Consider the following 25962-nt stretch of genomic DNA (forward strand, 5'->3'; position numbering starts at 1 on the left):
CATGTCCCGCCTGGTCGAGCAGATCAAGCAGGCTGTTGCCGCCTTTACTGGCTGCAAGACCACGCCTGCGTTGATCGGGGGATTGGCGTTGGCCGCGCACCAGGTGGTGCGCGCCACGCGCGATGTGGATTTTCTCGCCGACGCGGACGACGCGGATCGGCTGCACGAGATCCTGCTGGCGCTCGGCTACCGCTGCGTCCATCGCAGCGAGGACGCAGCCAACTACCTGCGCGAGGACGAGGGCTTGGATCTGCTGTATGCGCATCGCCCGACGGCACGACGCCTGCTCGCCGACGCCGAGGAACGTTCCACGGCCATGGGGTCGCTGCGCGTCATCAGCGCCGAAGGCCTGATCGGGTTCAAGCTGCAGGCGCTGGTCAACAACCCATCCCGCACGCGCGACCTCGACGACATCCGTGGGCTGTTGCGCGCGCAGCGTGGCCGGCTCAACATGCAGGAAGTGCAGGGGTACTTCGCGCTGTTCGACCGCCAGGAGATGCTGGATGAATTACTCGCCGAAATCGCCAACGACAAAGCATGACGGTGTCCGCGAGCCGTTGATCGGCAGCGACGTGCTGGATGTCGTGCAGGCGGGCAGGGGCGATCTATCGGACTGGGTGGAGTTGATGGAGGCGGTGGAGGTGTTGTGTCCAGTGTGGCCGGCGGTTGAGATTCAGCGTAACGGGGCATTTCGACTTTGATTCGGCAGCAACAGTCATCTGCGCCTAGTGATCTCGGCGCGATGGACACCATGTACCAGCGCGGCAAGATCCAGGAAGAGTCGATGTACTACGAGCACAAGAAGCACGACGGCTCGCTGCCGCTGATCGGCGTCAATACGTTCCTGCCGAAGGATCACGGCGGGGAGATTGCTACCGAGATCGAGTTGATCCGGTCGACGGAGGAGGAGAAGGGGGTACAGATTGCGAATGTGAAGCGGTATGGGGAGGCGCGGAATGCGCTGGCTGCGGACAGCTTGAAGGTGCTACAGACGACGGCGCGGGAGCGGCGGAATGTGTTTGAGCAGTTGGTGGAGGCGGTGAAGTACAACTCGTTGGGGCAGATTAGTCATGCTCTCTACGAAGTTGGGGGGAGTATCGGCGGAATATGTAGTTGCTCATCATAACCTTATGTAAACGATCGTAGGGGACAACATGAACGTCGATGATCTGGCGCTGATTCGCGGGCAACTCGCAAGCCTTCTTGGGAGAGGGGAGCTCTCCCTGCTTTTAGGGGCTGGCTTTTCTTTAGCAAATTGCACAAAATCTGGGCGTTTGCCGAATTCACAAGGTCTGCGGGACCTAATTCTCGACGCATGTGGCAAAAAACCAGGGCCGAAAACGGCCTTAAAAGATGCCTACACCTTTGGGCGCCGTGAGCTGCCTGAATTTGATAAATTCCTTGCCTCTGTTTTTACCGTCGAGTCCGTGCCGCACTGGCAAGAGGCGATCTTCTATTACGTGTGGAATCGTATTTACACCACCAACATAGACAATGTGCTTGACGTTGCCTACGAACAGGCGCGAAGAGTGGGAAAGGCTAGCGCCGAATACACCTTCTTTAACTACACCGATCCGGGCCTATTGAGCGATACGATTGGTACTGTTCCAGTGGTGACGATTCATGGGACTTGTAGCAGACTTAAAGACGGATTCATTTTTTCCGATATCGAATATGGGGTTGCCGCAACGAAAATTCTCGATTGGCATCGGGAACTAGCCGCTCGATTGATGGCTGGTGGCTTGGTTGTAGTCGGTAATCAACTGGATGAAAGCGATTTTGATGCATACATAGCTCAAAGGGAGAGCGCATATCCAAGCAAGGATACACAGCCAGAAAATTGGCTTGTGATGCCTAGTCCAGATGAAATAAAGGCAGAAAACTACCGTGCCGCTGGCTTCCACGTAATCGACGCTACCGCTGAGGAACTATTCGCTGTTCTGTTTGCGGCGCAACCGCCAAAAACTGTAGCTGATCTAGTAATGGAAACAAATCCGGCAATAAAAAAGGCTTCTACCGATCAGAAAGCTTTGGTCTGGTTCCGCAGCTCTTTTTCGCCGGTTCTTGTGGAGATGGAAGATGCCAAAGGTCAAACAGGCATCTTGCGACACTTCATAACTGGTGCCCATCCAGACTGGTTCTATATTGTGCACAATGCGCATGCAGCGACGCTGCGTGCGCACGATCTGACCGGCCGGGTAGCAGCTTTAATGCAGGCTCAAGCGGTCGGCGTTGGATCTCTCAACGTGATCGGCCCGAGTGGCTCAGGTAAGACCACGGCCATCCGTTCCGCCATGGCCGAACTCGTGTCGACATACCGGTGTATGTACGAATTTAATGACGCAGCAGGTATCGATCCCGATCTTCTTGTAAGCGTTATCTCGAGGTTCTCGGAAAAAAGCATTTTAATCTTCTATTCGGCTTCGGAGTTTTTTTACGCAATTAGTCATGTCACAAATAAATTTAGTGGCAAGCCAAATCCATTCTGTCTGTTTGTCCTAGAGGATAGGACTAGTGATTATAGACAGAATTATCAGCAACTTAAGGGCGGGGTGTCCATTCCGCCCTTCGAGATGGGTGAGTTATCAATTGATGATGCAGGTGCGTTGGCAAGGAAGATGGGGGAGAGTGGACTTCGATTTGAGGGGTTTTCTGACCTCCCACTCGAAAAGCAGGCTGCTCGCATTATCGATAAGGAACGCGGTTACGGTGGAGACCTGTTATCGGCGCTTTTTTCTATCACCACTCATCAGAATTTTGAAGCCAAAGTATATGATGAGTATTTTTCAGTAAAAAGCCGGAAAGCAAGCTATGTATTGGATATTGCCGCGATTCTGGATTCCCTAAGTCTTCCGTTGCCCATAAGCTATCTTGCAGGCATGCTTGATTGTTCGGTGGAAGATATTAATGCTTACCTTGCCAATGACCTCGCGGGGATCTTGCTCTATTCCCGGAAGACGTTACAGGTTAGATGTCGGCATCGCGTCATCGCCACCTATTACTTTGGGCAGTGCATCGCAGGTCACGGATCTGTGGACCTGTTGGTGGGTGTACTTACATTTCTTTCCAGGCAGTTTACCGTCGCAGATATTAAACATCATCCGCTGTCGTACAGGATATATAAAGAGCTTATATCCTTCGAATTTATGTACGGCAGCTACTTTGCCTTAGAGTCTAGCGGGCGCGATGTTGAGGCTGTCTATCACCACGCACAGGGCTTGTTTGGTAACGATGGAATTTTTTGGCTCCAATTCGGCCGGTTCTATCGAAAGACCGAACGCTTGGATGAAGCGATTGACTGCTTCAGAACTGGTCTCGGTATTTACGATTCATTCCAGACGCGACATTCGCTTGGAACTACGCTTTTGGAGAAGTATTTGTTGGATGGATGTGCGGATAGGAAGCTTTACGAAGAGGGGGTTGAGGCATTGGAAGTAGAGGCGCTAAAGCGTGGTAGCCGAGATGCATATCCTGTTTCTACTCTGATTGCTTTCCTTTCCCGAATTCTGCAAGCGGATTCCTCCAATCTAGATGCTGAGAACAAGGTAAAGCGCCATGTGAGTTATGCCATGCAGCACTTTAAGGAAGATAATTACGCTATGGGTGCGGTCAGCGATTACTTTAGGCACTTTGGGAGATAGTAAAAAACGAAACCGGGACGGAGTGAGCTGGCCCGGGTTTGACGGACACCTTTGAACGGGGACAGTCCCCCGGGAGGTGTCAGATGGTCAGGTGGCAACGATTCACGGCGGAGTTCAAGCGCGAGGCGGTACGCCTCCTCGATTTGGGTGAGCGCCCGGCATCGGAGGTGGCCATCGATCTGGGCATACGCCGCAACCAGCTCTAGGCAAATAAGAGGTCGGGTTCATTTAATACCGGTCTGGGCTGATTTTGGTGGCCTCCCGCGGGGTCTGACGCCGACCGCCCGCTGGGCCAGGGCTTCGATTTGTTGCTGGAAACGTTGGCTGCCCCACGCACGCTGTTGCTGAGTGTGCAGGCGAACTAAACGGGGTCAGGTTCACTTACAGTCGTTTGAATTTGGGTGGGGCGGGCGATGCGCGGGCCTGATGCCGGCGAAGCGTTGGGTCTTGGCTTCGACCATTGCGCGGAAGTCATCGCGACCCAAGACGCGTTGTTGTTGAAGGTAGGTTCGGATGGCTTTCAGGTCGTCGTCGGATAGGGTTTCGTGTAACAGCTGACGGTAGGCTGCGGCGCGCGCTTCCGGTGTGGCGGCGAGCGTGGTGTATTCCGGATGCGGCGAGAGAATGGCCTCTTGGCGAAGGCCGCAGTGGCTGGCGCAGCTCGACCAAGGGTAAGCAGTCGGATTGTCCGTCATCCGCGCGGAAACCGGGACGGAGGAAGTTAAATCGAAACTGGACCCAGAGTGAGCTTTCTCAAGAAAGGCGACTCTGACCTTTGGCGTGCTGATATATCAACCCGTCATACTTGCCTCAACCCAGGAGCAAGTATGGAAACGATCCACGTAGTGCAGCCCTTCGACCGCGTGAAGAATGGCTTGAAACCAGGCCAGGTCCTGCAGTTCAAGACGGCCGATGAGGCCGCGCGCAGGGCGGGGCTGCTGGCCGGCAAGCATGCCGGCGTCGTCGCGTACAGCATGGACGTGGACGAAGAGAGTGGAGAGTACGGCACGCCGCGAGTGCTGTTCGAGTCGGGGGACGTACCTGAGCTTTGATCGGCCGAAGCATAAGCTCCCCCGTCTGACAGACACCCCATAAGTAGAACTTTCTGGCATGTTTCCCCAGCCAGGAGGTTCCATGAAGAAGTCACGATTCACCGAGACCCAGATCATCTCGATTCTCAAGCAGGCCGATGCCGGCGTTCCTGTGAAGGACATCTGCCGTCAGGCAGGCATCAGCGTCCCAACCTACTACCAGTGGAAGAGCAAGTACGGAGGGCTGGAGGCGTCGGAGCTACGGCGGGTCAAGGATCTGGAGTCGGAGAACGCCAAGCTCAAGCGCATGTACGCCGAGTTGGCGCTGGACAATGCGGCGCTGAAGGACCTGATCGCAAAAAAATTGTAGGGCCGGCCCAGAAACGTGAGGCCGTGCGCTTCCTGACCGAAGTGCATGCGCGGCCGCTGAGCCGGTCCTGTGACTACCTGGGGCTGTCGCGGGCGGCGTGGTACGCGCCGCCGCTGGACTGGACGGTGCGCGATGCGGAGTTGATCGCCGCGCTAGCCAAGCTGGTCGAGGCTCGGCCCAGTCGCGGCTTCTGGAAGTGCTGCGACCAGCTGCGCAAGAAGCGACCGGACTGGAACCCCAAACGCATCTATCGGGTGTACAAGGCCATGCGACTGAACCTGCGACGGGCCGCGAAGCGGCGCCTGCCCAAGCGTGAACGGGTGGCGCTGTACGTACCCAAGCTGCCAGACACGGTGTGGTCGGTCGACTTCATGAGCGATGCGCTCGCCTGCGGTCGGCGCTTTCGAACCTTCAACATGGTCGACGACTTCAACCGCGAAGCCCTTCACATCGAGGTGGATACATCCATCAACTCAAGCCGCCTGGTGCGCGTGTTCGAGCAACTCAAGCGCGACCATGGCCTGCCGAAGGTAGTTCGGTCGGACAACGGCCCGGAGTTCCTCGGTGAGGTGTTCACCCAATGGGCCAAGGCCAACGGCGTCGCTCTCCAGTACATCCAGCCGGGCAAGCCGAACCAGAACGCCTTCATCGAACGCTTCAACCGCACCTTTCGCGAAGAGGTTCTCGATCAGCACCTGTTCGTCTGCCTTGAGGATGTCCGCGAGGCCGCGCATTGGTGGATGATCGACTACAACGAGGAACGACCACACGACGCGCTCAACGGCATGACGCCCGCCGAGTACCGCAACACGTTCGCCGGAAGTTCTACTTTTGAAGTGTCTGCTTGACGGGGGAGCTTTCGGAAGAACCAGATCAGGTTCACCTGATTCCGTGCGGACACAACGCGGTCGGAGGGCTCAGGGGCGGCTATCATGGCGTCATGTCCAAGCTGCTCATGAACCTGCGTGACGTGCCCGACGATGAGGCCAACGATGTGCGCGCGATGCTCGACGCGCAGCAGATCGCGTTCTACGAAACCAGGCCCAGTCTGTGGGGTATCTCGGCAGGGGGGATCTGGGTCACTGAAGACGCGGCCTTCGCGGACGCCAGGCGCGCGATGGACGACTACCAGCAGCAGCGCGCGGCCCGTGTCCGTGCCGAATACGCCGCTGCCAAGCTCGCAGGTACCGCAGAGACGTTCTTCACGTTGCTTCGTGCAGAGCCGGCGCGCGTCGTGATGAGCGTGTTGGGCATCCTCTTCGCGTTGGGCCTGGTGACGCTTCCGTTCTTCCTGTTGCGCGGATAGGGCCGCAAGCAGGAACAAAGGTGACGGAGTGAGATGGCCCGGGGAACCGGGACCAGGCGAAACAGAAGTCAGAGCGCACTTTCTTGAAAGTCGACTCTGACCCCTGTTTTAGCCGCTCGGCCGCCCGCCCGTTTCGGGGTTTGCCTGAATCCCACTTTACGGATTGGGACTGGGATGCGGGTTGTCAGGCAGCGGTGGAATCGCGCTCAAGTATTCATAGATCGCACGGAGGTCGAGATCGGTTTTCGTCCCGAACGCGGGCCACGGCATGATCTGCAGCAGTGCCCCTGGCGGGTCGAGCGGGTTGTGTCCCGTGCGCAACGTCGTGATGAATTGATCAAGGGTCAGGCCTGCCGGCTTGCCGGTTGCGTCGGGCGTGAGATTGGGTGACTTGAATGGGGATGGCGGAAACAAACGGCCACCCGCCATGAATTCGGCCGTGTTGATCTGCTCAGGCTGACCGAGATAGGGATTGCCGCCAGCGGCAAACGCCGGATTGGTATGGCAATCGTTGCAGCCCCCCGAGTTGACGATGTAGCTCCCGAGGCCAACCAGTGCAGGATTCTTGCCGTTGAGATTGAGCGGCACCGGGTTCAACGCGAAACCCTGCCTGACCCTGCTCTCATTGTCTTGGGCATGCAAGGCCGCGACCGGGATGGTGACGAACGCGACACCAAGCAGCATGAACTTGGTAAACCCCGCACTACGGGCTAGACATTTCATCTTTCCTCTCCTCGACTAGATGGAAGCAAACGACGCGTTCTCCGCTTCGGGCTTCCGTCTTCTGGACGAGGACAGGAAAGCCTTCGCGTGATCACGTCAGGCAAATCTACGGCTGACCGCCGCGATGGGTCGGGCGGCAGCGATGTAGATCGAGGGGCGGCGGCGTTATTCTGGACCTTGGCGCGTAAGCGCCCGGTGACGGCAATGAGAAGCTGCCGGTGACAATTTCCGGGAAAACCCGGGTCAGCGTGCGCTTTGCCGTCGCCGCCGTGGCCGCCCGTCAACCCTGCTCCAACGACTCCGTCCGCACCATGCCCTCGCGGACGTAGCGATTGACCAGCGCCGGTGGACGTGGCCCCCGATGATTCGAGCCGGAATGCCGCTGCCTGCGCGTGCTCGTCGAACAGGCCCTTGCCGCGGCCGAGCAGGATCGGGCAGACCAGCGGGAGCTGCTCGTCGACGAGGTCCGTGGCCAGCCGTTGGTGCACCGGCATAAGGAATCTCGAAAAACCTTCTGCGAGACGTCATTCCAGCGAAAGCTGGAATCCAGTGCCGTTGCGTTTCAAGGGCTTGGAGTCGCTGGATCCCAGCTTTGGGGTGCCCATAAGGGGACGGGGGGAATTAAATCGAGTTAATTACCTGCGGCGCCTTTGGGATTGCGAGGCTCATTCTTGAACACCGAGCGCTCAGAACGGATGCTGCCGGTAAAACTGCTCGAGCTGCCGATAGACGTCGGGTAGATGCTCCCGCAATGCTGCCGGCGTTTCGAAAAATTGCTCGCTGGCCACCGCAAAGAACTCGGCCGGGCTTTCAAGGGCATACGGGTCGATCGGCAACTCGGCTCCGTTGCGTTGCTCTTCCTGCAGGCGGTCCCACGCGCTCGAGAAGACCTGTGACCACGCGCGGCGATCCATGCGCCGGTGCAAGGGCGGGAAGCCGTTGGCGTCGCCGTTGAGCATGTCGAGCTTGTGGGCCATTTCGTGGACGACCACGTTGTGGCCCGGTTTCTTTCCGCCACTCAGTACATCCGCCCACGACAGGATCACCGGGCCACGCCCCCATGCCTCACCGGCCATCACGGTGTGGGTCTGGTGAACCACCCCCGATGAGTCCGTTTGTTGGCGACGTGGAATGAACGCGTCCGGATACACGATGACGCTGTGCCAACCGTCGTACCAGTCCATGCCCAGTTTCAGGATGGGTAGGCAGGCATGCGCCGCGAGCAAGACACGGTCGGCGTCGTCCAGATGCAAGCCCTGGGTCGGCTCCAGCGACTTGCTCTCCAGGAACAGCGTCGCCAGCATGCGCAGCGTGGCCTGGTCGGTAGCGCCCAGCCGACGCGCTGCAGTACAGCGCTGCAGCGCGTCCCGCCAGAGCGATTCGGCGATGGGGCGCCGAGTGAGGATGCGTCGTAGACGCCAGTTTCTGATTTTGTCGAACACGGCCACATGCTGGAGGAAGGCGCAGGTCAAGAGAATCAGGGCCAAAGCGCACTTTCTCAAGCGAACGGGGCCATCTCAACCTGATCAGTTCCGCCTCCGTTCGTCCCGGTTTATGTATTGCGCATGAGGTTGTACAGGAAAGTCCGGTTGAAGCGGCTGGAGGGATGCCGGGATTTCTTCTTGTAGACAGGTTGGTTGGCGACCAGCAACACCGGGTTGGCTGCATCCTTCTCTTCGATGTAATACGCCCGCTGCGCATCGCCTTCGCTGCGATACGCTTGGCTTCCCGGTAGATGCCTGCACCGTTTTCGTCGTTGTCACTCAACGGCACAGAATGGCGTGCATGCCCGGGTCAGCCGCTGCGGGTTGAGCCCGCCACCACCGGCAGTAGCACGGCGCTGTGTCCATTGGGCCCATGCTCGATCGTCACGGTCGCCTTGCGGTAGTCGGACGGCTTGGCGAACAGGATGTTGGGCACGTAGCTCTGCGGGTTGCGGTCGTAGAGTGGGAACAGGCTGGACTGGATCTGCACCATGATGCGGTGGCCGGGCTTGAACTCGTAGTTCACTGTCGGCAGGCGGAACTTGTATTCCTGCACCTGGTTCGCCGGAATCGGCGACGGGTCGGAGAAGCTCTTGCGGTAGCGCCCGCGGAAGATGTCGAGCGAGACCGGCAGCTGGTAGCCGCCCATGGCCGGATCGGTCGGATCGGTGCCGGGGTAGAGGTCGATCAGCTTGACCACGAAATCGCCGTCGGTGCCGGTGGTGCTGGCGAAGATGTCGGCGATCGGCGCGCCCTGGACCGTCACGGTCGTGGTCAGCACCGGCGTGGCGTAGGTGAGCACGTCGGGTCGGTCCGCCACGAAGCGCTGGTCGTACACCAGCCAGGTGCGCCAGCGGTCGTTCTTCTGCGGGATCGGGCGCGGCAGGTAGGGCACCGGCTTGGCCGGGTCGGAGACGTAGCTGTCGCTGCCATCGGTGGGCTGCTCGAAGCCGAGGCCCATGTCCGCCTGCAGGTAGAGCGGGGTGAGCGACTGCTCGCTGGCCGGCTTCCAGTTCGCGAAGCTGTCCCAGTGCTGCTCGACCGGGTTGTAGATCATCGCCTCGGGCAGCGTCTTGGACTGCGGCGTGCCACGCAGGTAGTGGTTGAACCAGGGGATCATCACCTGTTGGCGAAACTGGGCGGTAGTGTTGCCCGGCCACTTGAGCGGTCCCATGTTCCAGCCGTCGCGGTTGATCTGGCTGTGCCACCACGGGCCGATCACGAGATGGTTGTTGGCGCCGTGTCCCGCTTTCTTGAGCGCTTCCCAGGCATGCACGGCGCCATAGATGTCCTCCTGGTCCCACAGGCCTTGCAGCCACATCGTGGGCACGCTGGACGGATGTGCGACGAGCAGCTTGTCGAGCGCCTGCAGCTGCCAGAAGGCGTCGTAGGCCGGGTGGGTGGAAAAGCGGTTCCACCAGGGCAGCTGCTTGAAGCCGTTGGCCTCGGCATAGGCGCCGGCCGAGCCCGCGTCGAGGAAATTGGTGTAGTCGTCGTAGCTTTCGCGCGGAATGTTCTTGCCTTCGCCCTTCTTGCTCATCTGGCCGCTGAAGTAGTCGAGGTTCACCTGGCGCAAGGCGCCGTAGTGGTACCAGTCGTCACCCATCCAGCCGTCGATCATCGGACTTTCCGGCGCCGCGACCTTCAGCGCGGGGTGCGGGTGGAGCAGAGCCATGGCGACTGTCCAGCCGTCGTAGGACGAGCCGATCATGCCGACCTTGCCGTTCGATTCCTTCGTGTTCTTCACCAGCCAGTCGATCGTGTCCCAGGCGTCGGTGGTGTCGTCGGTGGTGGTCGGGTTGAGCGGCCCCATCGGCGGGCGCGTCATGATGTAGTTGCCTTCCGATCCGTATTTGCCGCGCACGTCCTGCCAGACGAGGATGTAGCTGCCGTCGGCCCAGTCCTTGTCGCCCGACCACACTGCGTCGGCCATGTGTGGGCTGTTGCCGGGCATCATGCCGCTGGCTTCGTAAGGCGTGCGCTCGAGCAGCATCGGCAGCTCGCGCGCATTCTTCGGGATCAGGATCACGGTGTGCAGCTTCACGCCGTCGCGCATCGGGATCATCACGTCGCGCTTGATGTAGTCGAAGTTGTCTTGCGGCTGTTTCCAGTCGGCGGGGATGTCGGACCCGGTCTGGATCATGTCGGGCGTAACCTTCGCCGACGTCTGGCCCATCGGAGGCATCGTGAACGCAGCGGCTGACAGGAAACAGGCAAGCGAAACGAGCGCCGCGCCCAGAGTGCTTTTCTTCATGGCCAGAAGGTCCTCGTGATGATGGTCGCGTCCGCAATCTACCGCGGTTGCACACCGCAACTATGAGAGCGGTCACAAGGATTTTGCAATCCGGATGCGAGGAAGGGTGCCCGAAAAGGGGAAAGCCAAGAGCGCATTTTCCTGACAGGGGCGACGGGCCCGGCTTTCCACCCGGCGCTCGGTCTATGACGCCGCCTCGCCTGTGACGAGCCGGGAAGCGCTGTGTCGGTGGCGCGCCATCAGGTGGAACGCGGCGCCATGCGTGATCATCAGCAAGGGCACGTAGAGGATCGGGATGGCGTAGGCGGCGCCCAGTTCGCCCGACAGCGCGGAAAGATTGAGCGTGACGCCGTGGTAGTAGTCGCCGACGAGGTCGACCACAGCGGCCGACCGGCCTGCTGCGGCTGTCGGTGCCGCGCGTGGTGGTGTCGGTGCTGCTGGAGCCGTTGATCGCCTCCTTCTGCGAGGCGTATCCCGAGGTCGAGGTGGAGAGCCGTACGCGCCGACGGCGCCTGGCATGTTTCTCTACTACCCCAGCCGGCGGCAGATGCTGCCCAAGCTGCACGCCTTCGTCGACCACGTGAAACGCCGCGCGGTGGCCGCCGACACGAGCCGGAGCCGCACGGACTGACGGCTGCCGATTCACCCCGGCACCTTTTGAAACAGCACTCTTGAATCAGCCCAGGCCTGCGGGCCGCCCAAGGTTCGTTGTTGCTTTCTTCGCGCGGCGCGTTTAAACCTTGATCATCCCCGTGCTTGCCCAGGCCTCCATGAAACGACCCGCCATGTTCTCGTTGTATCCCGCTGTGCTGTTGCTTTCCGCTGCTGTCGCATCGGTTGCTGCGGCTTCGACAGCCGGCGCCTCGCCAGGCCAGGAGCCGCGGCTGCGTTCGCCAAGCGCGACCGTCCTGCCCAACGCGCAGCTGGCTTCGCCGCAAATTGCGCGGCGCGTCGAGGCGCTGCTCAAGCAGATGACCCTGGACGAGAAGATCGGCCAGCTGGTGCAGTACAACGACCAGGGTTTCAGCGCGACCACCGCCGACGGCGACCAGGCGCTGGCCGCCAATCCGGAAACGAAGACCCGGGTGGACGCCATGCAGTTGGCGCGCGAAGGGCGGCTGGGCTCGATGCTGAACGTCGTCGGCGCCGAGAAGACGCGCGCCTTCCAGGAAGCGGCGATGCACAGCCGCCTGCACATCCCGATTTTGTTCGGCGCCGACGTGATCCACGGTTACCGCACGATCTACCCGGTACCGCTTGGCCTGGCCGCGTCGTGGGATACCAGGTTGGTCGAGGACGTCTCCCACATGTCCGCGACGGAGGCCACCACCGCGGGCGTGAAGTGGTTCTATTCGCCGATGGTGGACATCTCGCGCGACGCGCGCTGGGGCCGTTCCACCGAAGGCGCGGGGGAGGACCCGTACCTGGGTTCGGCGATGGCGCGCGCCTACGTGCGCGGCTACCAGGGGAGCGATCTGTCGAAGCCGGACAGTGTCGCCGCCTCGGTCAAGCACTTCGCTGCCTACGGCGCGGCCGAGGCCGGGCGCGAGTACAACACCACCGACATGTCCGACATCCGCCTGCGCCAGGTCTACCTGCCGCCGTACAAGGCTGCGGTCGAGGCGGGCGCCGCGACGATGATGAGTTCGTTCAACGCGCTCAACGGCGTGCCGGCCACGGCCAGCCCGTATCTGATGGACGAGATCCTGCGCAAGGAATGGGGCTTCGACGGCTTCGTGGTGAGCGACTACACCGCGGTGATGGAACTGATCAACCACGGCATCGCGCTCGATGCGGCCGCCGCCACCGAAAAGGCGCTGAAGGCCGGCGTCGAGGTGGACATGATGTCCCACTTCTACGACACGCAGATTCCGAAGCTCCTCGACGAACATAGGCTGTCGATGGCCACCGTGGACGAAGCGGTGCGCCGCGTGCTGCGCGTGAAGTTCGCGCTGGGACTGTTCGAGCATCCTTACGCGCAAGGCGCCGAGGTGACGCACGCGGTGCCTGGTCATCGCCCGCTGGTGCGCCGCGCCGCCGAGGAGTCCTTCGTGCTGCTGCGCAACGCGCCGGTCGACGGCAAGGCGGTGCTGCCACTGGGCGAGGGCGTGAAGTCGGTGGCGCTCATCGGCCCGCTGGCGGATGCCTCCAACGAGATGCAGGGCGCCTGGGGCGGCGGAGCCCGGACACCCGATGTGGTGACCCTGCGCCAGGCGCTGGAGCGGCGCATGCAGCAGCGCGGCGGCCACTTGCTGTTCGCGCAAGGCACCGACATCGACAGCGATTCGGCCGCGGGCTTCGACGCCGCGCTGCAGGCGGCCCGCCAAGCTGACGTGGTGGTGATGGCGCTCGGCGAATCGTCGGCGATGAGCGGCGAAGCCGGCTCGCGCGCCCACCTCGACCTGCCGGGCAAGCAGCAGCAACTGCTGGAGCAGGTGGCGGCCACCGGCAAGCCGGTGGTGCTGCTGGTGTTCTCCGGCCGCCCGCTGGTGCTGGACTGGGCAGCCCGGCACGTGCCGGCGATCATGGCCGTGTGGTTCCCGGGTACCGAAGCGGGCAACGCGCTGGCGAACGTGTTGTTCGGCGACGTGGCGCCCAGCGGCAAGCTGCCGATGAGCTTTCCGCGCGCGGTGGGGCAGGAGCCGCTCTATTACAACCAGTTCCCGACCGGCCGTCCGCCGGGCGCAGCCGACCTGTCCAGGCCACCTGCCGGCGACACCCGCTTCATCTCGCGCTACATCGACGTGCCGAACGATGCGCTGTTCCCGTTCGGTTACGGCCTGAGCTACAGCAGCTTTGCCTACTCCGACGTGCGCGTTTCGCGCCGCGCGCTGCCGCTGGCCGGGGCCAACCGGCCGGATGCGAGGTCGCTGCTGACCGTGACCGCCACGCTGACCAATACCGGCAAACGCGAAGCCACCGAGGTGGCCCAGCTTTACGTGCGCAACCTCGGTGCCAGTGTCGAGCAGCCGGTGCGCAGCCTGAAGGGCTTCCAGCGCGTCACGCTGGCGCCGGGCGAGTCACGGCAACTGCGCTTCGAGCTGGGTTTCCCGGAGCTGTCCTTCTACGACGTGCGCAGCCGCCAGATCGTGGAGCCCACGCACTACACGGTGTGGGTCGGCGGCAGCTCGCAGGCGACGCAGCAGGCGGAGTTCGACGTCACGCGATAGATGGCCGCCCGTTGCCAGGCCGGCGGTTCCGCCCCGATCAGTCGTCGTGTTTTTCCCGAAACGCGGCCTCTCCGGCTTCCGACACCTTGTCCTATTCCGGGTCGATCGCGGCGCCGGGGACGTAAAGCTCGTGCCAGTTCCACCACTTGTACGGCCGGGTCTGGGGATAGCCCTCCGGCGAGTCCTCCCACGACTCCTGGCGCCCGAGCGCCGTCATGTCGAGGTAGCTCCAGACGGTGCCCATCGCCTCGTCGCCGCGGCCGTTGATGAAGTAGGTGCGGAACACGCGGTCGCCGTCGCGGATGAACGCGTTGTGGCCATGCCACTCGTCCACGCCGAAGTCGGCGTCGAAGCTGTCGGTGATCGTGTACCACGGGATTTTTTCCCAACCCATCCGCGCCTTCAGGCGCGCGATGTCGGCCTGTGGTGCACGCGAGGCATACACGAGCGTCGTGTCGCGTGCGTTCAAGTGAGCGAGATGGGAAACCTGATCCGCTCCCAGGGAACAGCCGATGCAGGCATGCTCCGGCCAGCCATGCACACCCGGCTCGAAGAAGGCACGGTAGACGATCAGCTGACGGCGGCCCGCGAAAAGATCGAGCAGACTCGTCTTGCCTTCGGGGCCGTCGAACACGTATGACTTTTCCACCGCCATCCACGGCATCCGCCGTCGCTCGGCGGCCAGCGCGTCGCGGGCGCGGGTCATGGCTTTCTCCCTGACCAGAAGCTGCGCGCGCGCGGCCTCCCACTCCTGCGGCGGTACAACCGGCGGCGTGTTCATGGCGCGCCGTCCTTCTTTGCGGCCGTTTCCGGGTGATTTGTTCGTGGTCATCGCAGCCTCCGGATGAGAGCGATCTCTCGTGGGTTCGGGCCGGAATGCGCCACCGCCACTGCCGATCGCTCGCTGTGGGTGATGGACCAGTTTTACCGCCGGATGTCGAACGGCGGGAGTGACAAGTGTGGCGGGATTCACGCGCGCGGCCGGTGAAAGCTCCGAGGCGACTGCAAGATCAAAGGGATCAGGTTGAGGTGGCCCGGCTTTTTCGGACCCTGGTTTTCGGCGGGTCGATTGTTGGAATGCCGCGCGATCACGGCACCGCAGCGGTGACCACGATCTCGATTTTCCAGTTCGGTCTGGCCAGCTTCGCCTGCACCGTGGCACGCGCTGGCGTGGCGCCCTGGGGTACCCACTGATCCCAGGCTTCGTTCATGCCGGCGAAGTCGGCCATGTCGGCCAGGAAGATTTCCGCGCGCAGGATGTTGGTCTTGTCGGTCATGGCCAGCTTCAACAGGTCATCGATGGCATGGAGTACCTGCTCAGTCTGACCGACGATATCGACGCTGGTGTCCTCGGCTACCTGCCCGGCGAGATACGCCACGCCGTTGTGGATGGTCATTTCGGACATGCGGGGGCCGCTATCGAAACGCTGGATCATGGGGTGGTTTCCTGTAGGAATATCACCGTCATTGTTACCAGAAACAAAGGGGGCTGAGGCACTTTCCTTGCGGGTTGAATACCTCTGGCCCCTCGCGTGCAGCTCAAGAGCGCGATGTGCGCATCAATGCCATGTGCGCTTGCCGCCGGCGCTGGCGGGATTCATCTCGACGCTCAGCGTGAAAGTGCGTTGTTCGTCCGGCAGCATGGCGCCGACGCCAACCAGCTTGCGCGCGATCTCCTCGCCGCGTTCGTTGCGGATGGTCAGCACCATCGAGTATTCCCATGCGCCGCTGCCGACGGGGTTGCGAAAGCTGCCTTCCACGCGCAGTGGTACGGATGCTGGCGCTGCGCTCGCGCTGGCTGGCTCACTGAAGCGCAACTTGTGGCGGCAGGCGGGACATACCCCCGCACTTTCCAGGATGGTCTCCCGGCAGTGCGGGCAGATGCGCGTCGCTCCGGCCGTGCCGGGATGTGTGGTGGTCACGAAATTGTGCCGTTGTGCCCACTGGTCTTGTGCGCGCTGTTGCTGTCCTTGGCATCGTCCCAGCCGAACTCGGCCTGGCCGCGCATGCGCGAACCGGCTGCCACGCTGAGCGATCCTGCCTTCAGGTCGCCGGTCAGCGCGCCACTTTGCTGCAATTCCACGTGCGCCGCGGATTCGATGTTGCCGGTCAGTTCGCCCGCGATGGTGACCTTCTCGGCGCGCACGCTGCCGGTCACCCTGGCACCAGGCTCGATGGTGAGGTCGCCGCGCACGTTGACATCGCCCTTGAAGTTGCCGGCTATGCGCACGTGGCCCTCACCTTCGATCTTGCCCTCGATGGTGATATCAGGCGCGATCAGCGATTCGGTCTTGGGCTTGCCCGGCGTGGGCGTGGGTGTGGGACGGAGTGCGGGCTGCACCGGCGTTTGCGCCTCGGGCTTGGTCTCTTGAATGCTGGGGCGTGCCAGGTCCGTGGCTTCGGGCGTTTCAGTGGCGGGGATCTTGACGGATTCTTTCCACAGGGCCATGGCGGGACTCCGGTTCAGTCGGACGGAGGGTCAACCGTACCCCCCAAATGGTGCCCAAAACGGGGTTAGGTTCACTTACCCGTGCAAAAACGGGGTCACGTTCACGTCCTGTTAGCCATTGGCTGCGGGCTTGAGCACTCCGTTACGCGCGGGACGATGCATGAGGCGTGGGTAAAAATCCCGGATCAGACGGGGTGGAGGGAACGTTTCAATCCTCCTTGTCCGGCCAAAGCAGCGGTGACCATTTCTTGGGCCCACGGCAGGCAGCATGACTAAAGGCCCATGAGCGCGGAGAGGCAGGGCGCTAGATTCGAAAGTTCTTGCGTCCAACCGTACCAGGGGAAAGCTGTGATCAAGCGTTGCATGTTGGTGATGATGTGTCTGGGAGTCAGCGGGATGGCCGTGGCGCAGGAGCCGGTGGACCTGGACATGGTCAGCCGCATCCGCCAGGAGGCGTTTCATCGTTCGCAGGTGATGGCGACTTTCAGCCACCTGACCGAGAACATTGGTCCGCGTCTGACCAATTCGCCGCAGATGGCGCAGGCCAATGCCTGGACCCGCGGGAAGTTCAACGACTGGGGCCTGGCCAACGTTCACGACGAGGCCTTCGACGACTTCGGCCGCGGCTGGGAGTTCAGCGACGCCAGCGTGGAAATGCTCAGCCCGCGCACGCTGCCGCTGCATGCGCTGCCCAAGGCGTGGACGCCCGGCACCAACGGCCCGGTCGAGGGCGAGGTGATGGCGGTCACGATCAAGAAGCTCGCCGACCTTGAGAAATACAAGGGCAAGCTGGCGGGCAAGATCCTGTTGTTGAACGAAGCGCGCGAATACAAGCGCGGCGTCGAAGCGGATTCGCACCGCCACGACGAGGCCGGCCTGGCCGAACTGCAGGCGTTTGCCGTGCCCAAGGATGCCGACAAGGATCGCGCCAAGCGGATCAAGACCTACACCGAGCGCCAGGAGTTGACTCGCGCCGCCAACGAATTCTTCGTCGCCGAAGGCGTGCTGGCCACCCTCAGCATCAGCGGCTGGGACAACGGCATCATCCGCGTCGGCGGCGGTGGCTCGCGCAAGGCCGGTGAATCCGTTGGCGTGCCGGAGCTGGCGATGGCGGCCGAGCACTACAACCAGCTGGCGCGCGCGATCGAGCGCAAGCAGGCGGTGAAGCTGCGGGTGAACGTGAAAGCACGCTTCACCGACGAGGCCAACCAGCCCGGCTACAACACCGTGGCCGAGATCCCGGGCAGCGGCAGCAAGGCCGGCGAGATCGTCATGCTGGGCGCGCACATGGATTCCTGGCACACCGGTACCGGCGCGGCCGACAACGCCGCCGGCGTGGCGGTGATGATGGAAGCCATGCGCATCCTCAAGGCAGTGGGCGCCAAGCCCAGACGCACCATCCGCGTGGCGCTGTGGAGCGGTGAGGAGCAGGGCCTGATCGGTTCGCAGGCGTACGTGTCCAAGCACTTCGCCGCGTATCCGGAGCCGACCGATCCCAAGCAGAAGGCGTTGCCGGCGTCGCTGCGCGAACCGACCGGTGCGCTGCAGAAGACGCGCGACTACGACCGCTTCTCGGCCTACTTCAACATGGACAACGGCTCGGGCCGCTTCCGCGGCATCTACGCCCAGGAAAACCTGGCAGTGATGCCGATCTTCAAGGCCTGGCTGGAGCCGTTCCACGACGTCGGCGCCACCACCGTGGTCACCCGCAACACCGGCAGCACCGACCACATCGCGTTCGATCGCGCTGGTCTGCCGGGGTTCCAGTTTATCCAGGATCGCCTGGACTACTTCAGCAACGTCCATCACAGCCACCTGGACACCTGGGACCATGCCGAGCCGGAAGACCTGAAGCAGGCGGCAGCCATCGTCGCGTCCTTCGTCTATCACGCCGCCATGCGCGAGGAAAAACTGCCGCGCAAGCCGCTGCTGGAAGGCTGATTCCCAACAGGGCTGGTTGCACTGACGGGCCGGTCTTGCCGGCCCGTCGTCATTTCGGAAAAGGCGTCGTGGGCAACGCGGGCTCGTCTTATTTCGCGAGCGCCTTTACCGCGCCCAGCGTCTCCTGCACGTGCTGCTTCGGGTTCAGGTTCGAATAGACGTGCACGATCTTCCCCGACGGGGCGATCACATACGAGGTGCGGTCCGACCAGCCGGGCCGCATCAACAGCAGCGCGTCATACGCCTTGGCAATCTTCGCGCCGTCGTCGGCGGCGACCGGGAACTTGCCGCCGCAGTGCTCGGTTTCCTTCGAGAAAGCCGCCAGCTCCGTGATATTGCCGGCGGTGACGCCGATCACGGTGGCGTGCTGCGCCTTGAACTGGTCGATGGCCTCCGAGAACAGGTGCGCCTCCAGATTGCAGCCCGAGGTGTGCGCGGCAGGGAAGAAGTACACCACCACGGGACCCTTCTTCAGGGCGTCGGCAAGCTTGAACGTGAAGGGCTGGCCGGCGAGATAGGCCGGCGCGGAAAAGTCGGGCGCCTGGGTGCCTTCCTTCAGCGCTGCAAATGCCGGCAGTGCGAGGGTAGCGGTGCCGACGAGGGTGAGGGCTGCGAGTTTCAACAAGGCGTTCATGGGGGATTCCTCTGACTGATAGGCCAGTCGATTTATACGCCAGAAGTGCCCGGACAGGTGCCGCCATGGCCCGGGAGTCCGTGTTGATTCCCGCTGGACCGGCAGGAGGAGTCATGGCCATGGCTCCTTTTTCCGGGTTCAGCCGCCGGGCGGGAGTTCTGGTATGTTGGCGCCGGGGAACGCGCTTGCATGTCCATTCGCATCTATCCGGCGGGAGGTCAGCCACATGGGCCACGACAAGTCACGCTCGAGCGTCTCGGTCGGCACGGTCGACTGGAGTGATCCGGACCTGGATGCGCTGCTGCAGAAAGTCGACGGCTGGCGGCTCGACAACCGCAGCGACCATCCGCCGCAGGAAGTGCAGATCCACATCAGCTCCGGATGGACGTCCAATTCCGTCGTCAGCAAGCCCGCGCAGCTGATCTGGATGGATGAGCAAACCATGGTGGTGGTGACCCGGTTTCCGGTTCCGCAAGGCGACCACGTACGCGTGGATAGCCAGCATGCGGACGGCACGCGCACCGTGTGGGGCTGGCTGGTCGAAGGACGCGAGGGTTCCCGCGCCGGAGATCGCGAACAGGGCCTGTTCCTGAACAAGTTGCGCATCGGCTGACGGCGCGGCAGCAGGCACGAAAATGGCTCCAGGGACGGCCGGAGTCTGATGCGGTGGGAGTGTCGCGCAACAGGCGGGCGGAGTTCCGGGCGAGTCAGCCCAGTCCGTTCGATGCTGTGCGAAGGGTCAGCCCAGAGTGCGCTTTTTCGCAAATCGCCTCTGGTTCCGACACCTGAAATTTCAGGCTTCGACCAGGCTGCCGTTCTCGGTGTCGGCGATGACGCGATTGCGCCCGCCGCGCTTGGCGCGATAAAGCGCCGTATCCGCTGCCGTGCAAAGCCGCTGCAGCTCGTAGCCGGAAGTGCCGGTGAAGGCCAGGCCGACGCTGGCGGAAATCGACACGCCACTCCCGTCTTTTTCGATCGTCGTTGTTCCGATGGCAACCCGGATGCGATCGGCGATATCCAGCCCCTGGTCGCGGGAGCAGTCGTGCAGCAGGATGCCGAATTCCTCGCCGCCCAGACGGCCAAACAAATCGGTTGAGCGCAATTGTTGTTGGCAAATGGCGACGGTACGCCGCAGCACGGTATCGCCCATGGCGTGGCCGTGGGTATCGTTGACCTGCTTGAAGTGGTCCAGGTCGATGGATATCAGGCAGGCATGGCCGAGCTTCTTCTCCAGCAGGCGCAAGACGCGATCGGCCTCATTGATGAAGTGCTGGTGGTTGTAGATGCCGGTAAGTCCGTCGCGGTTGGCCATGTGCTTGAAACGCCTCTGCGAGCGCATGGTGCGGAACAGCCAGAGTGCGATGGCTGCCAGCAAGATGATCAACAGCGTGATGTAGAGCCGGCTGTTCTCCGCGGCCTTGGTGTCCAGCGCCTGCTGCAGCTTGAGGACGCTGTTCTGCTTGCCGAGCTCTTCGGTTTCCAGCTTGCGGGTCAGGACCTTCTGCTGCACCGTTTGATAGGCCAATGCCTGTGCCGCGGCATCATCGAGCGAGCCCTTGTTCTGGGCGACATAGTGTTCGTAGTAGGCGAGTGCGGAAGCTGCGTTGCCGTGGCGCTTCGCGACCCGGTAGAGCACCCCGTAGGCATCCATAAGGTAGTCGTTGATGTCGTCCGGGCTGGCCATCGCCACGGCGTCGAGCGCCGCCTTTCGGGCGTCTTCATCTTTACCAAGTTGCTCATACGCCTGAGCTCGCTGCACCTGCGCGGACAGCGTGTGCGGGTAGTAATGGTTGACCCGGATGCTCGGCGCTATCCGGTCGAGCAGCGACAACGCTTTGGCGGGCTGGTGTTCTTCCAGGAAGAGCGTGCTAAGGATGAGCTGCCCAGTTGTTGTCATGATGGGCTGTCGAGCCGCTTCGCACGTATCGATGACCTGCTTCAGCTCCGGGCTCGAGGATGTGAGCCGCTTGGCGTTATAGAGCGCGGCAACCAGCTTGGAACGCGAGTAGCACGAGGTCGTATCTGAAGGAACGGTGTCCTCCATCATATGGGCGTACTTGATCGCCAGATCCGTCTGTCCGGCCAGGTTCAACGTCTGGGACAGATAGCTGAGAACCTGGAGGCGGACCGCCTTGTCCTGGATCCGGGGTAGGTCGATCGCGAGCTGTTGGGCCAACTTGAAGGCGTCTTCGTAGCGATGACCGACCGCCAGGTTGTTCATGAGCAGCGCCGATGCCTTGGTGGCAAGCGTCGGATCGCCTGAATGATCGATCACATCGTGCAGCGGTTTTTCCGCGGCGGCGAATTTGCCACCCATCGAAAACTCAAGCGCATCGAGATAACGCAGGTGCCATTGCTCGGCCGTGGTGAGTACGGGCGACTCGCGATGGATCTGCGCCAGCCGTTCGGCGAACTGCCGGTGGTCCTTGATGCGCAGATCCTCAGTCTGGTCGAGGAATGCGCTTGCGTCGGTGATCCTGGGAGTATCGGTGGCGTGGTTTGCCTGCATCAGTGCGCACAAAAGCAGGCCCGCCAAAGCGGTCCCCAGTCGTCTTCCCTGCTGACCGATGAGCACGGTGCGAGAGGTTATTGTTTGTGCGGCGTACGTTTGTGCGGCGGGCTGTGACCGGGATCGGGCGGACGATGCGGCTTGTCGTCGCCGTCATGGTCCGGCTCGTCCTCCTCATGTCCAGGCGCATTGGTGATCTGCGGTACCCGATTCGGCTGGTGTCCGAATTCTTCGGACAGAAGCGAGCTGTCGCCCGCCGCGACGGCAGACTTGAGGGCCTCGGACGCCTTCGCCTGTTCGAGAATGGACGCTAGCTCGTCGACAGATGCGTGGCGCAGCGTGGCGTTCCGGCCGATGGCTTCTAGAAGTTCGATCGTGTCCGACATGTTTTCCCCCTGTTCCCACGTATCCGTTTTGCGAGCACTGCGGATCGCCGCAGTGTGTCAAGCGATGGAAGCTTCCTTGTCCAGTGCCGCCAGCCGTTCACGCATGGCTGGATTCTGCTTCAAGGGCGCGCCGGGCGGTAGCACGACCGTCTCCTCGGCGGTCAATTCGGCGCCGGGCAAGTCGCGCAGCGCCATGCGGCGGATCCGCGGTTTCTGGATCGGCAAGGTGGCGCCGCGATAGATGATCACCTCGTGGTCGAGCGGATAGTCCGCGCTCAGCACGTCCACCAGTGCCTGCCGGTAGGCCGGCCCGGTGGAAAAGCGTTTCAGGGACAGATCACCCACCAGTCCGACTTGCCACAGCACCAGATAGCCGGCCGGATCAATCCGCCGTTCGTAGAAAAGCAGCTGGCTGGCCTCAAAGTGCTGGCAGCCGAAGCGGCCCGGGTCGATGCCCAGGTCGGCGTAGAGGCAGTCCTCGGCGGAAATGCCCGGTTCCATGTGCGCCTTGAAGCCTTCCGCGCGGGCCACCTCGATGGCCTTGTGCGGCGACCAGGCGAAGATGCCGGGGTGGCCGTAGAACACGCCGCAAACGTTCTTGCCGGCACGCACCTCGGTCATCATCAGGTCGACCCACTGCCGGTACGTGACCATCCTCGACTTGCCCTCCGCGTAGTAGGGCTGGAGGCTGCGCACGTCAGAATGCATGCGCTGCAGCCACAGCTCCACGATGCCATCGGAGAGCGCCGCGAACACCACGTCCGCCTGTTCGATATGGCTGCGTGCCAGGGGCGTGAGATGGGAGCCCAGAGTCATGCCCAAACCGACGCACGCCAGACTGCCGCGTCGTGCGTGGTTCGATGGCGAAAGAGTCGGTGTGCTCACTGCGCGATAGTAGGGCAATTTCATGGTGCTGGAGTGCGCCGGCGCGATCGTCTTCCGGCGGCGCGGGGTGTGCCAAGGTCTTTCCCACCGTGGCCCGGAACCTCCCGTGCTCCGCGTGCAACGGCCCGTCGGAGTCTGGTGGCGTAGCTCCGACCATGGGCTGTGCCCGGCAGGATCTGGCGGAAACCGGGGTTCTTTCGGGTGGGCGAACCACGGTCCTGTGGACCTATGGCGGCCCTCCCCACATGCGCGTATCGTACTCGGGCGCATATGTCAATATGCGTACTTGCGTGGGCGCTCATCGGTGCAACCGGTGCCAGCGTCTTCAGGGGACGCGGTCACCTATCAAACGCACAGGAGACCGATGATATGAAGATTCGACTGCTCATCGCAGCAGCGGCTATGGCGTTCGCTACGTGCGCCCTGGGCGCCTCGCCAACGACGCTCAGGCTGCAAAAAGGCGGCACCACGGTGCCGACGACCACGCCGGTTGGGGGCGCGCCGCTGACCACCCTGGAACAGGATCCGGCGATGACCGCCGGGGATGCCGATTCGGGCGATGGTGATGAACTCGGCGAGGAGCCCGTAGTGAATCGCAGCATCGCCCACGGACACGCCGGCAGCAACCGGATGGGAAATGCCCGGCGTGCCAAGTCGAACCCCCAGTTGCTGGGCGGCTTCGATGGCCTCAATTTCCACGACCAGCGTTACGCCAATGGTGGCAACCAGTTCTCGGTGGAGCCGCCCGATCAAGGGTTGTGCGCCGGCAACGGATTCGTCATGGAAAGCGTCAACGACGTCCTGGCGATCTACGACAGCGCCGGCAACGAACTCGTCGGCCCGGTCGATCTCAACACGTTCTATGGCTACCCCGCGGCGATCAATCGCGCCACCGGCGCGTATGGACCCAGCATCACCGACCCGTCCTGCTACTACGATGCAGGCACGCAGCGCTGGTTCCAGGTCGTGTTGACGCTCGATCGCATCGGCACGACGTCGTCCCTGGCCGGAACCAATCACCTGGACATCGCGGTCAGCCAGACCGCCAACCCCACCGGCGCCTGGAACATCTACCGCCTGCCGGTGCAGAACAACGGCACGCAGGGCACGCCGGATCACGGCTGTACGGGTGGATTCTGCCTGGGCGACTATCCCCACATCGGCGCTGACGCCCATGCGATCTTCCTGACCACCAACGAGTTCTCGCTGTTCGGCCCCGGCTTCTACGGTGCGCAGATCTACGCCATCTCCAAGCAGGCGCTGGCGTCGGGCGCCGCCTCGCCGAATGTGGTGCTGTTCAATGGCGGCGATCCGAGCGTTCCGGCGCCCGCGTTCACGGTGTGGCCGGCCATCTCGTCCGGCGGGCAGTATGTCGACACGTTGGGCGGAACCGAATACCTGCTCAGTTCGGACGCGGTGTTCTACGACTCGGGCACGTCGAACACGATCTGGCTGTGGTCGGTGACGAACACGCAGGCCATCGACAGCGCGCCCACGACCCTGGTGCTGGGCGTCTCGCCGCTGACCGTGCAGACCTATGCCGTGCCGAGCAGCCTGGCCCAGCAGAAGCCGGGCAGTGCGCCCTTGCGCGATTGCTTTGCCCTGGCCGGTTGCGCGCCGACGTATCTCGGCTACCCGAATATCGTCTACCCGACCCCACGGCCCATGGCGGTGAACGACTCGCGCATGCAGCAGGTGAGCTACGCCAACGGCAAACTCTGGGGTACGTTGGATACCGACGTGCTGCTGGCCAATGGCAGCCATGGTTCGGGCATCAACTACTTCGTCATCGTGCCGAAGTCCGGCGGCGTCTCCGCCAACGGCACGCTGGCCTTGCCCGATGCGAATCTGACCTACGGCGCGGCGGCCGTCACGCAAAGCGGACGTGGCGTCATCGCGTTCACCGTGGTTGGCCCCAACGACCATCCGAGCGCCGGCTACGCCAGCCTGGATGCGAAACTGGGTGCCGGTGATGTCCATATCGCCGCGGCGGGTGCGGGTCCGTGGGACGGCTTTACCGGCATCCCCTACCTCGCTGGTGATCGTCCGCGCTGGGGCGACTACGGTGCGGCGGCGGCCGACGGCAACACGATCTGGACCGCGTCGGAGTACATCGCGCACACATGCACCCTGACCGAATACCTGACTGCTCCGTTGTTCCAGTGCGGCGGTACGCGCGCTGCGCTTGGCAACTGGGCGACCCGGATCTCGGCCATCGGGCTCTGAGGTTTCGGCAAGGCACCAAATGACGGGCGTGATGGGTAGTGTCATCGCGCCCGTTTTTGTCTTGAACCGGATCGGCCGGAGCTACTTTCCGATCGGTCCTTTCAGCGCCGTGTCGCCAGTACGCCGTCCAGCGCCAACTGCGCCTTGAAGCCCGCCTTCTCCAGCCGTTTCACCACCTCGCGCGGCACGTCGCGGCCGCTGGTGAGCTTGTTCGGGCTGCCGGTGTAGTGGAACAGGCGGCCGCCGCGGCGCAGCACGCGCGCCAGCTGGTCGTAGAACGTCTGCGAGTACAGCTCGCCGGCGATGCCGAAGCGCGGCGGGTCGTGCAGCAGCGCGTCCACCGAGGCGTCGGCGAGTTGCGCGATCGCCTGCGACACGTCGGCATGGGTGAGTTGCAGGCGGCCGCCGCTTGTCGGCGCATCCGGGTCCGGCGACCACGGGTTGAGCGTGCGCAACCACAGCACGTCCGCGTTCTTCTCGAACGAGTGGAGGTGCGCCACGCCAGCTTCCAGGCAGCATGCCGCGAAGTAGCCCAGGCCGCCGCAGGTATCCAGCACCACTTTGCCGTGCGGCTCGACCAGCGTCACCTTGCGGCGCGCATCCGTGACCGGCGATTCCTTCGAAGTGGGCAGCATCTTGATGCCGTCGATCTCGAACGTGGGCGCGCCCCATTCGGTGGGCACCAGCTTGATCAGCGAGCCGGCATAGCGCGACACCGGCGCGAACCCGTCGCCGTCCCAGTGGTAAATCGTGCGGTCCTTCAGCGTGGACGGGTACGGGTAGCGCTGGTCCCGCCACTGCCAGGCACCCGCCTGCAACAGAACGTTGCCGCTCGAGACGCCCAAGTCCAGCGAGCCGGTCCATTCGCCCGCGCCGGCATCGCGCGCGGCGAGCAACGCCTCCGCGATCGGACGCGTGAGCAGGGGGCCGGAATAATGCGGCACGGCGGGCAA

General features: G+C 62.7%; 23 protein-coding genes and 2 pseudogenes. 11 read left to right on the forward strand and 14 right to left on the reverse strand.

The genetic code is table 11. The annotated features are described in order from the left end of the window. Position 1 precedes the first annotated feature (1 nt). From ASG75_RS01150 to ASG75_RS15805, 4 genes and pseudogenes are all read left to right on the forward strand, one after another. Positions 2-541 carry a nucleotidyltransferase family protein gene (locus ASG75_RS01150; protein ID WP_056384948.1) on the forward strand — a complete coding sequence of 180 codons (540 nt, stop codon included), beginning with the start codon at positions 2-4 and terminating at the stop codon, positions 539-541. Further along, on the forward strand, positions 504-701 hold the full coding sequence (locus tag ASG75_RS01155; protein WP_056384951.1) for a hypothetical protein: 198 nt from the start codon (positions 504-506) through the stop codon (positions 699-701). The genes ASG75_RS01150 and ASG75_RS01155 overlap by 38 nt, the downstream gene beginning before the upstream one ends. 32 nt (positions 702-733) lie before the next feature. Beyond that, a pseudogene (locus tag ASG75_RS01160) lies at positions 734-1113 on the forward strand (methylmalonyl-CoA mutase family protein); the annotation flags it as partial. Positions 1114-1154: 41 nt separating this feature from the next. Continuing rightward, positions 1155-3641 (forward strand): SIR2 family protein, encoded by a 2487-nt coding sequence (locus ASG75_RS15805; protein WP_082547451.1) that lies wholly within the window; start codon positions 1155-1157, stop codon positions 3639-3641. Between the two features lie 377 nt (positions 3642-4018). On the opposite strand, the gene ASG75_RS15815 is transcribed toward ASG75_RS15805, so the two are convergent. Beyond that, on the reverse strand, positions 4019-4336 hold the full coding sequence (locus tag ASG75_RS15815; protein WP_200935634.1) for a transposase: 318 nt from the start codon (positions 4334-4336) through the stop codon (positions 4019-4021). A gap of 132 nt (positions 4337-4468) precedes the next feature. Between ASG75_RS15815 and ASG75_RS01175 the strand changes: the two genes are divergently transcribed. From ASG75_RS01175 to ASG75_RS01190, 3 genes are all read left to right on the forward strand, one after another. Then, a complete protein-coding gene (locus tag ASG75_RS01175; RefSeq protein WP_056384957.1) occupies positions 4469-4693 on the forward strand; it encodes a hypothetical protein in 225 nt (74 codons plus the stop codon). An 82-nt stretch (positions 4694-4775) separates the two neighbouring features. Continuing rightward, positions 4776-5890, forward strand: a protein-coding gene (locus ASG75_RS15820) for an IS3 family transposase (protein WP_200935570.1) whose coding sequence is annotated in 2 segments (ribosomal slippage) — positions 4776-5028 and positions 5028-5890 — 1116 coding nt in all. Because the reading frame shifts where the segments join, the coding sequence is not laid out codon by codon here. 92 nt (positions 5891-5982) lie between these two features. Next, a complete protein-coding gene (locus ASG75_RS01190; protein ID WP_056384961.1) occupies positions 5983-6348 on the forward strand; it encodes a DUF6164 family protein in 366 nt (121 codons plus the stop codon). 156 nt (positions 6349-6504) lie between these two features. Here ASG75_RS01190 and ASG75_RS01195 read toward each other — a convergent pair whose 3' ends face one another. From ASG75_RS01195 to ASG75_RS01215, 4 genes are all read right to left on the reverse strand, one after another. After that, complete coding sequence (locus ASG75_RS01195; protein ID WP_157616863.1) at positions 6505-7071, reverse strand: cytochrome C; 567 nt, start codon at positions 7069-7071, stop codon at positions 6505-6507. A gap of 686 nt (positions 7072-7757) precedes the next feature. Further along, complete coding sequence (locus ASG75_RS01205; protein WP_235580123.1) at positions 7758-8558, reverse strand: M90 family metallopeptidase; 801 nt, start codon at positions 8556-8558, stop codon at positions 7758-7760. Positions 8559-8865: 307 nt separating this feature from the next. Beyond that, positions 8866-10809 carry a CocE/NonD family hydrolase gene (locus ASG75_RS01210; protein ID WP_056384967.1) on the reverse strand — a complete coding sequence of 648 codons (1944 nt, stop codon included), beginning with the start codon at positions 10807-10809 and terminating at the stop codon, positions 8866-8868. A gap of 183 nt (positions 10810-10992) precedes the next feature. Continuing rightward, the gene (locus ASG75_RS01215) at positions 10993-11190 is read right to left on the reverse strand and encodes a hypothetical protein (protein ID WP_056384969.1); all 198 of its coding nucleotides are present in this window, start codon (positions 11188-11190) and stop codon (positions 10993-10995) included. Between the two features lie 389 nt (positions 11191-11579). On the opposite strand from ASG75_RS01215, the gene bglX reads away from it, so the two are divergent. Then, positions 11580-13979 (forward strand): beta-glucosidase BglX, encoded by a 2400-nt coding sequence (gene bglX / locus ASG75_RS01220; RefSeq protein ID WP_056384971.1) that lies wholly within the window; start codon positions 11580-11582, stop codon positions 13977-13979. Between the two features lie 91 nt (positions 13980-14070). On the opposite strand, the gene ASG75_RS01225 is transcribed toward bglX, so the two are convergent. From ASG75_RS01225 to ASG75_RS01240, 4 genes and pseudogenes are all read right to left on the reverse strand, one after another. Next, positions 14071-14811 (reverse strand): DUF899 domain-containing protein, encoded by a 741-nt coding sequence (locus ASG75_RS01225; RefSeq protein ID WP_056384973.1) that lies wholly within the window; start codon positions 14809-14811, stop codon positions 14071-14073. A gap of 256 nt (positions 14812-15067) precedes the next feature. Then, positions 15068-15415, reverse strand: a complete 348-nt coding sequence (locus ASG75_RS01230) for a RidA family protein (RefSeq protein WP_056384976.1) — start codon at positions 15413-15415, stop codon at positions 15068-15070. 123 nt (positions 15416-15538) lie between these two features. Beyond that, positions 15539-15901: a hypothetical protein gene (locus ASG75_RS01235; protein WP_056384978.1), complete on the reverse strand. Its 363-nt coding sequence runs from the start codon at positions 15899-15901 to the stop codon at positions 15539-15541. After that, positions 15898-16266, reverse strand: a pseudogene (locus ASG75_RS01240) (polymer-forming cytoskeletal protein); the annotation flags it as partial. The gene ASG75_RS01235 and the pseudogene ASG75_RS01240, both read right to left, overlap by 4 nt. A gap of 558 nt (positions 16267-16824) precedes the next feature. On the opposite strand from ASG75_RS01240, the gene ASG75_RS01245 reads away from it, so the two are divergent. After that, on the forward strand, positions 16825-18369 hold the full coding sequence (locus ASG75_RS01245) for a M20/M25/M40 family metallo-hydrolase (protein ID WP_235580124.1): 1545 nt from the start codon (positions 16825-16827) through the stop codon (positions 18367-18369). 88 nt (positions 18370-18457) lie between these two features. Here the strand turns inward: ASG75_RS01245 and ASG75_RS01250 are convergent, their stop codons facing one another. Beyond that, positions 18458-19003 carry a peroxiredoxin gene (locus ASG75_RS01250; RefSeq protein WP_056384982.1) on the reverse strand — a complete coding sequence of 182 codons (546 nt, stop codon included), beginning with the start codon at positions 19001-19003 and terminating at the stop codon, positions 18458-18460. A gap of 226 nt (positions 19004-19229) precedes the next feature. Between ASG75_RS01250 and ASG75_RS01255 the strand changes: the two genes are divergently transcribed. Beyond that, positions 19230-19616, forward strand: coding sequence for a hypothetical protein (locus ASG75_RS01255; protein WP_056384985.1), 387 nt, complete (start codon positions 19230-19232; stop codon positions 19614-19616). Positions 19617-19796: 180 nt separating this feature from the next. On the opposite strand, the gene ASG75_RS01260 is transcribed toward ASG75_RS01255, so the two are convergent. The 3 genes from ASG75_RS01260 to ASG75_RS01270 are packed head-to-tail and all read right to left on the reverse strand — an operon-like array spanning position 19797 to position 22807. Further along, a complete protein-coding gene (locus tag ASG75_RS01260; protein ID WP_056384987.1) occupies positions 19797-21578 on the reverse strand; it encodes a GGDEF domain-containing protein in 1782 nt (593 codons plus the stop codon). Between the two features lie 11 nt (positions 21579-21589). Further along, the gene (locus tag ASG75_RS15830; protein WP_082547453.1) at positions 21590-21898 is read right to left on the reverse strand and encodes a hypothetical protein; all 309 of its coding nucleotides are present in this window, start codon (positions 21896-21898) and stop codon (positions 21590-21592) included. 57 nt (positions 21899-21955) lie between these two features. Then, positions 21956-22807 (reverse strand): SAM-dependent methyltransferase, encoded by an 852-nt coding sequence (locus tag ASG75_RS01270; RefSeq protein ID WP_082547454.1) that lies wholly within the window; start codon positions 22805-22807, stop codon positions 21956-21958. Positions 22808-23152: 345 nt separating this feature from the next. On the opposite strand from ASG75_RS01270, the gene ASG75_RS01275 reads away from it, so the two are divergent. Further along, the gene (locus ASG75_RS01275; RefSeq protein WP_056384993.1) at positions 23153-25009 is read left to right on the forward strand and encodes a hypothetical protein; all 1857 of its coding nucleotides are present in this window, start codon (positions 23153-23155) and stop codon (positions 25007-25009) included. A 101-nt stretch (positions 25010-25110) separates the two neighbouring features. On the opposite strand, the gene ASG75_RS01280 is transcribed toward ASG75_RS01275, so the two are convergent. Then, positions 25111-25953 carry an MnmC family methyltransferase gene (locus ASG75_RS01280; RefSeq protein ID WP_056384994.1) on the reverse strand — a complete coding sequence of 281 codons (843 nt, stop codon included), beginning with the start codon at positions 25951-25953 and terminating at the stop codon, positions 25111-25113. Positions 25954-25962 lie beyond the last annotated feature (9 nt).

This window comes from Rhodanobacter sp. Soil772 (assembly GCF_001428385.1).
Classification (GTDB): Bacteria; Pseudomonadota; Gammaproteobacteria; order Xanthomonadales; family Rhodanobacteraceae; genus Rhodanobacter.

Bases quoted from the DNA above. Each gene is read 5' to 3' on its own strand.
- ASG75_RS01275 (WP_056384993.1), top strand. From the start codon at position 23,153: ATGAAGATTCGACTGCTCATCGCAGCAGCGGCTATGGCGTTCGCTACG.
- ASG75_RS01150 (WP_056384948.1), top strand. From the start codon at position 2: ATGTCCCGCCTGGTCGAGCAGATCAAGCAGGCTGTTGCCGCCTTTACT.
- ASG75_RS01270 (WP_082547454.1), bottom strand. From the start codon at position 22,807: ATGAAATTGCCCTACTATCGCGCAGTGAGCACACCGACTCTTTCGCCA.
- ASG75_RS01225 (WP_056384973.1), bottom strand. From the start codon at position 14,811: ATGACCACGAACAAATCACCCGGAAACGGCCGCAAAGAAGGACGGCGC.
- bglX (WP_056384971.1), top strand. From the start codon at position 11,580: ATGAAACGACCCGCCATGTTCTCGTTGTATCCCGCTGTGCTGTTGCTT.
- ASG75_RS01230 (WP_056384976.1), bottom strand. From the start codon at position 15,415: ATGATCCAGCGTTTCGATAGCGGCCCCCGCATGTCCGAAATGACCATC.
- ASG75_RS15830 (WP_082547453.1), bottom strand. From the start codon at position 21,898: ATGTCGGACACGATCGAACTTCTAGAAGCCATCGGCCGGAACGCCACG.
- ASG75_RS01245 (WP_235580124.1), top strand. From the start codon at position 16,825: ATGGCCGTGGCGCAGGAGCCGGTGGACCTGGACATGGTCAGCCGCATC.
- ASG75_RS01175 (WP_056384957.1), top strand. From the start codon at position 4,469: ATGGAAACGATCCACGTAGTGCAGCCCTTCGACCGCGTGAAGAATGGC.
- ASG75_RS15805 (WP_082547451.1), top strand. From the start codon at position 1,155: ATGAACGTCGATGATCTGGCGCTGATTCGCGGGCAACTCGCAAGCCTT.
- ASG75_RS01190 (WP_056384961.1), top strand. From the start codon at position 5,983: ATGTCCAAGCTGCTCATGAACCTGCGTGACGTGCCCGACGATGAGGCC.
- ASG75_RS01195 (WP_157616863.1), bottom strand. From the start codon at position 7,071: ATGAAATGTCTAGCCCGTAGTGCGGGGTTTACCAAGTTCATGCTGCTT.
- ASG75_RS01155 (WP_056384951.1), top strand. From the start codon at position 504: ATGAATTACTCGCCGAAATCGCCAACGACAAAGCATGACGGTGTCCGC.
- ASG75_RS01255 (WP_056384985.1), top strand. From the start codon at position 19,230: ATGGGCCACGACAAGTCACGCTCGAGCGTCTCGGTCGGCACGGTCGAC.
- ASG75_RS15815 (WP_200935634.1), bottom strand. From the start codon at position 4,336: ATGACGGACAATCCGACTGCTTACCCTTGGTCGAGCTGCGCCAGCCAC.
- ASG75_RS01250 (WP_056384982.1), bottom strand. From the start codon at position 19,003: ATGAACGCCTTGTTGAAACTCGCAGCCCTCACCCTCGTCGGCACCGCT.
- ASG75_RS01210 (WP_056384967.1), bottom strand. From the start codon at position 10,809: ATGAAGAAAAGCACTCTGGGCGCGGCGCTCGTTTCGCTTGCCTGTTTC.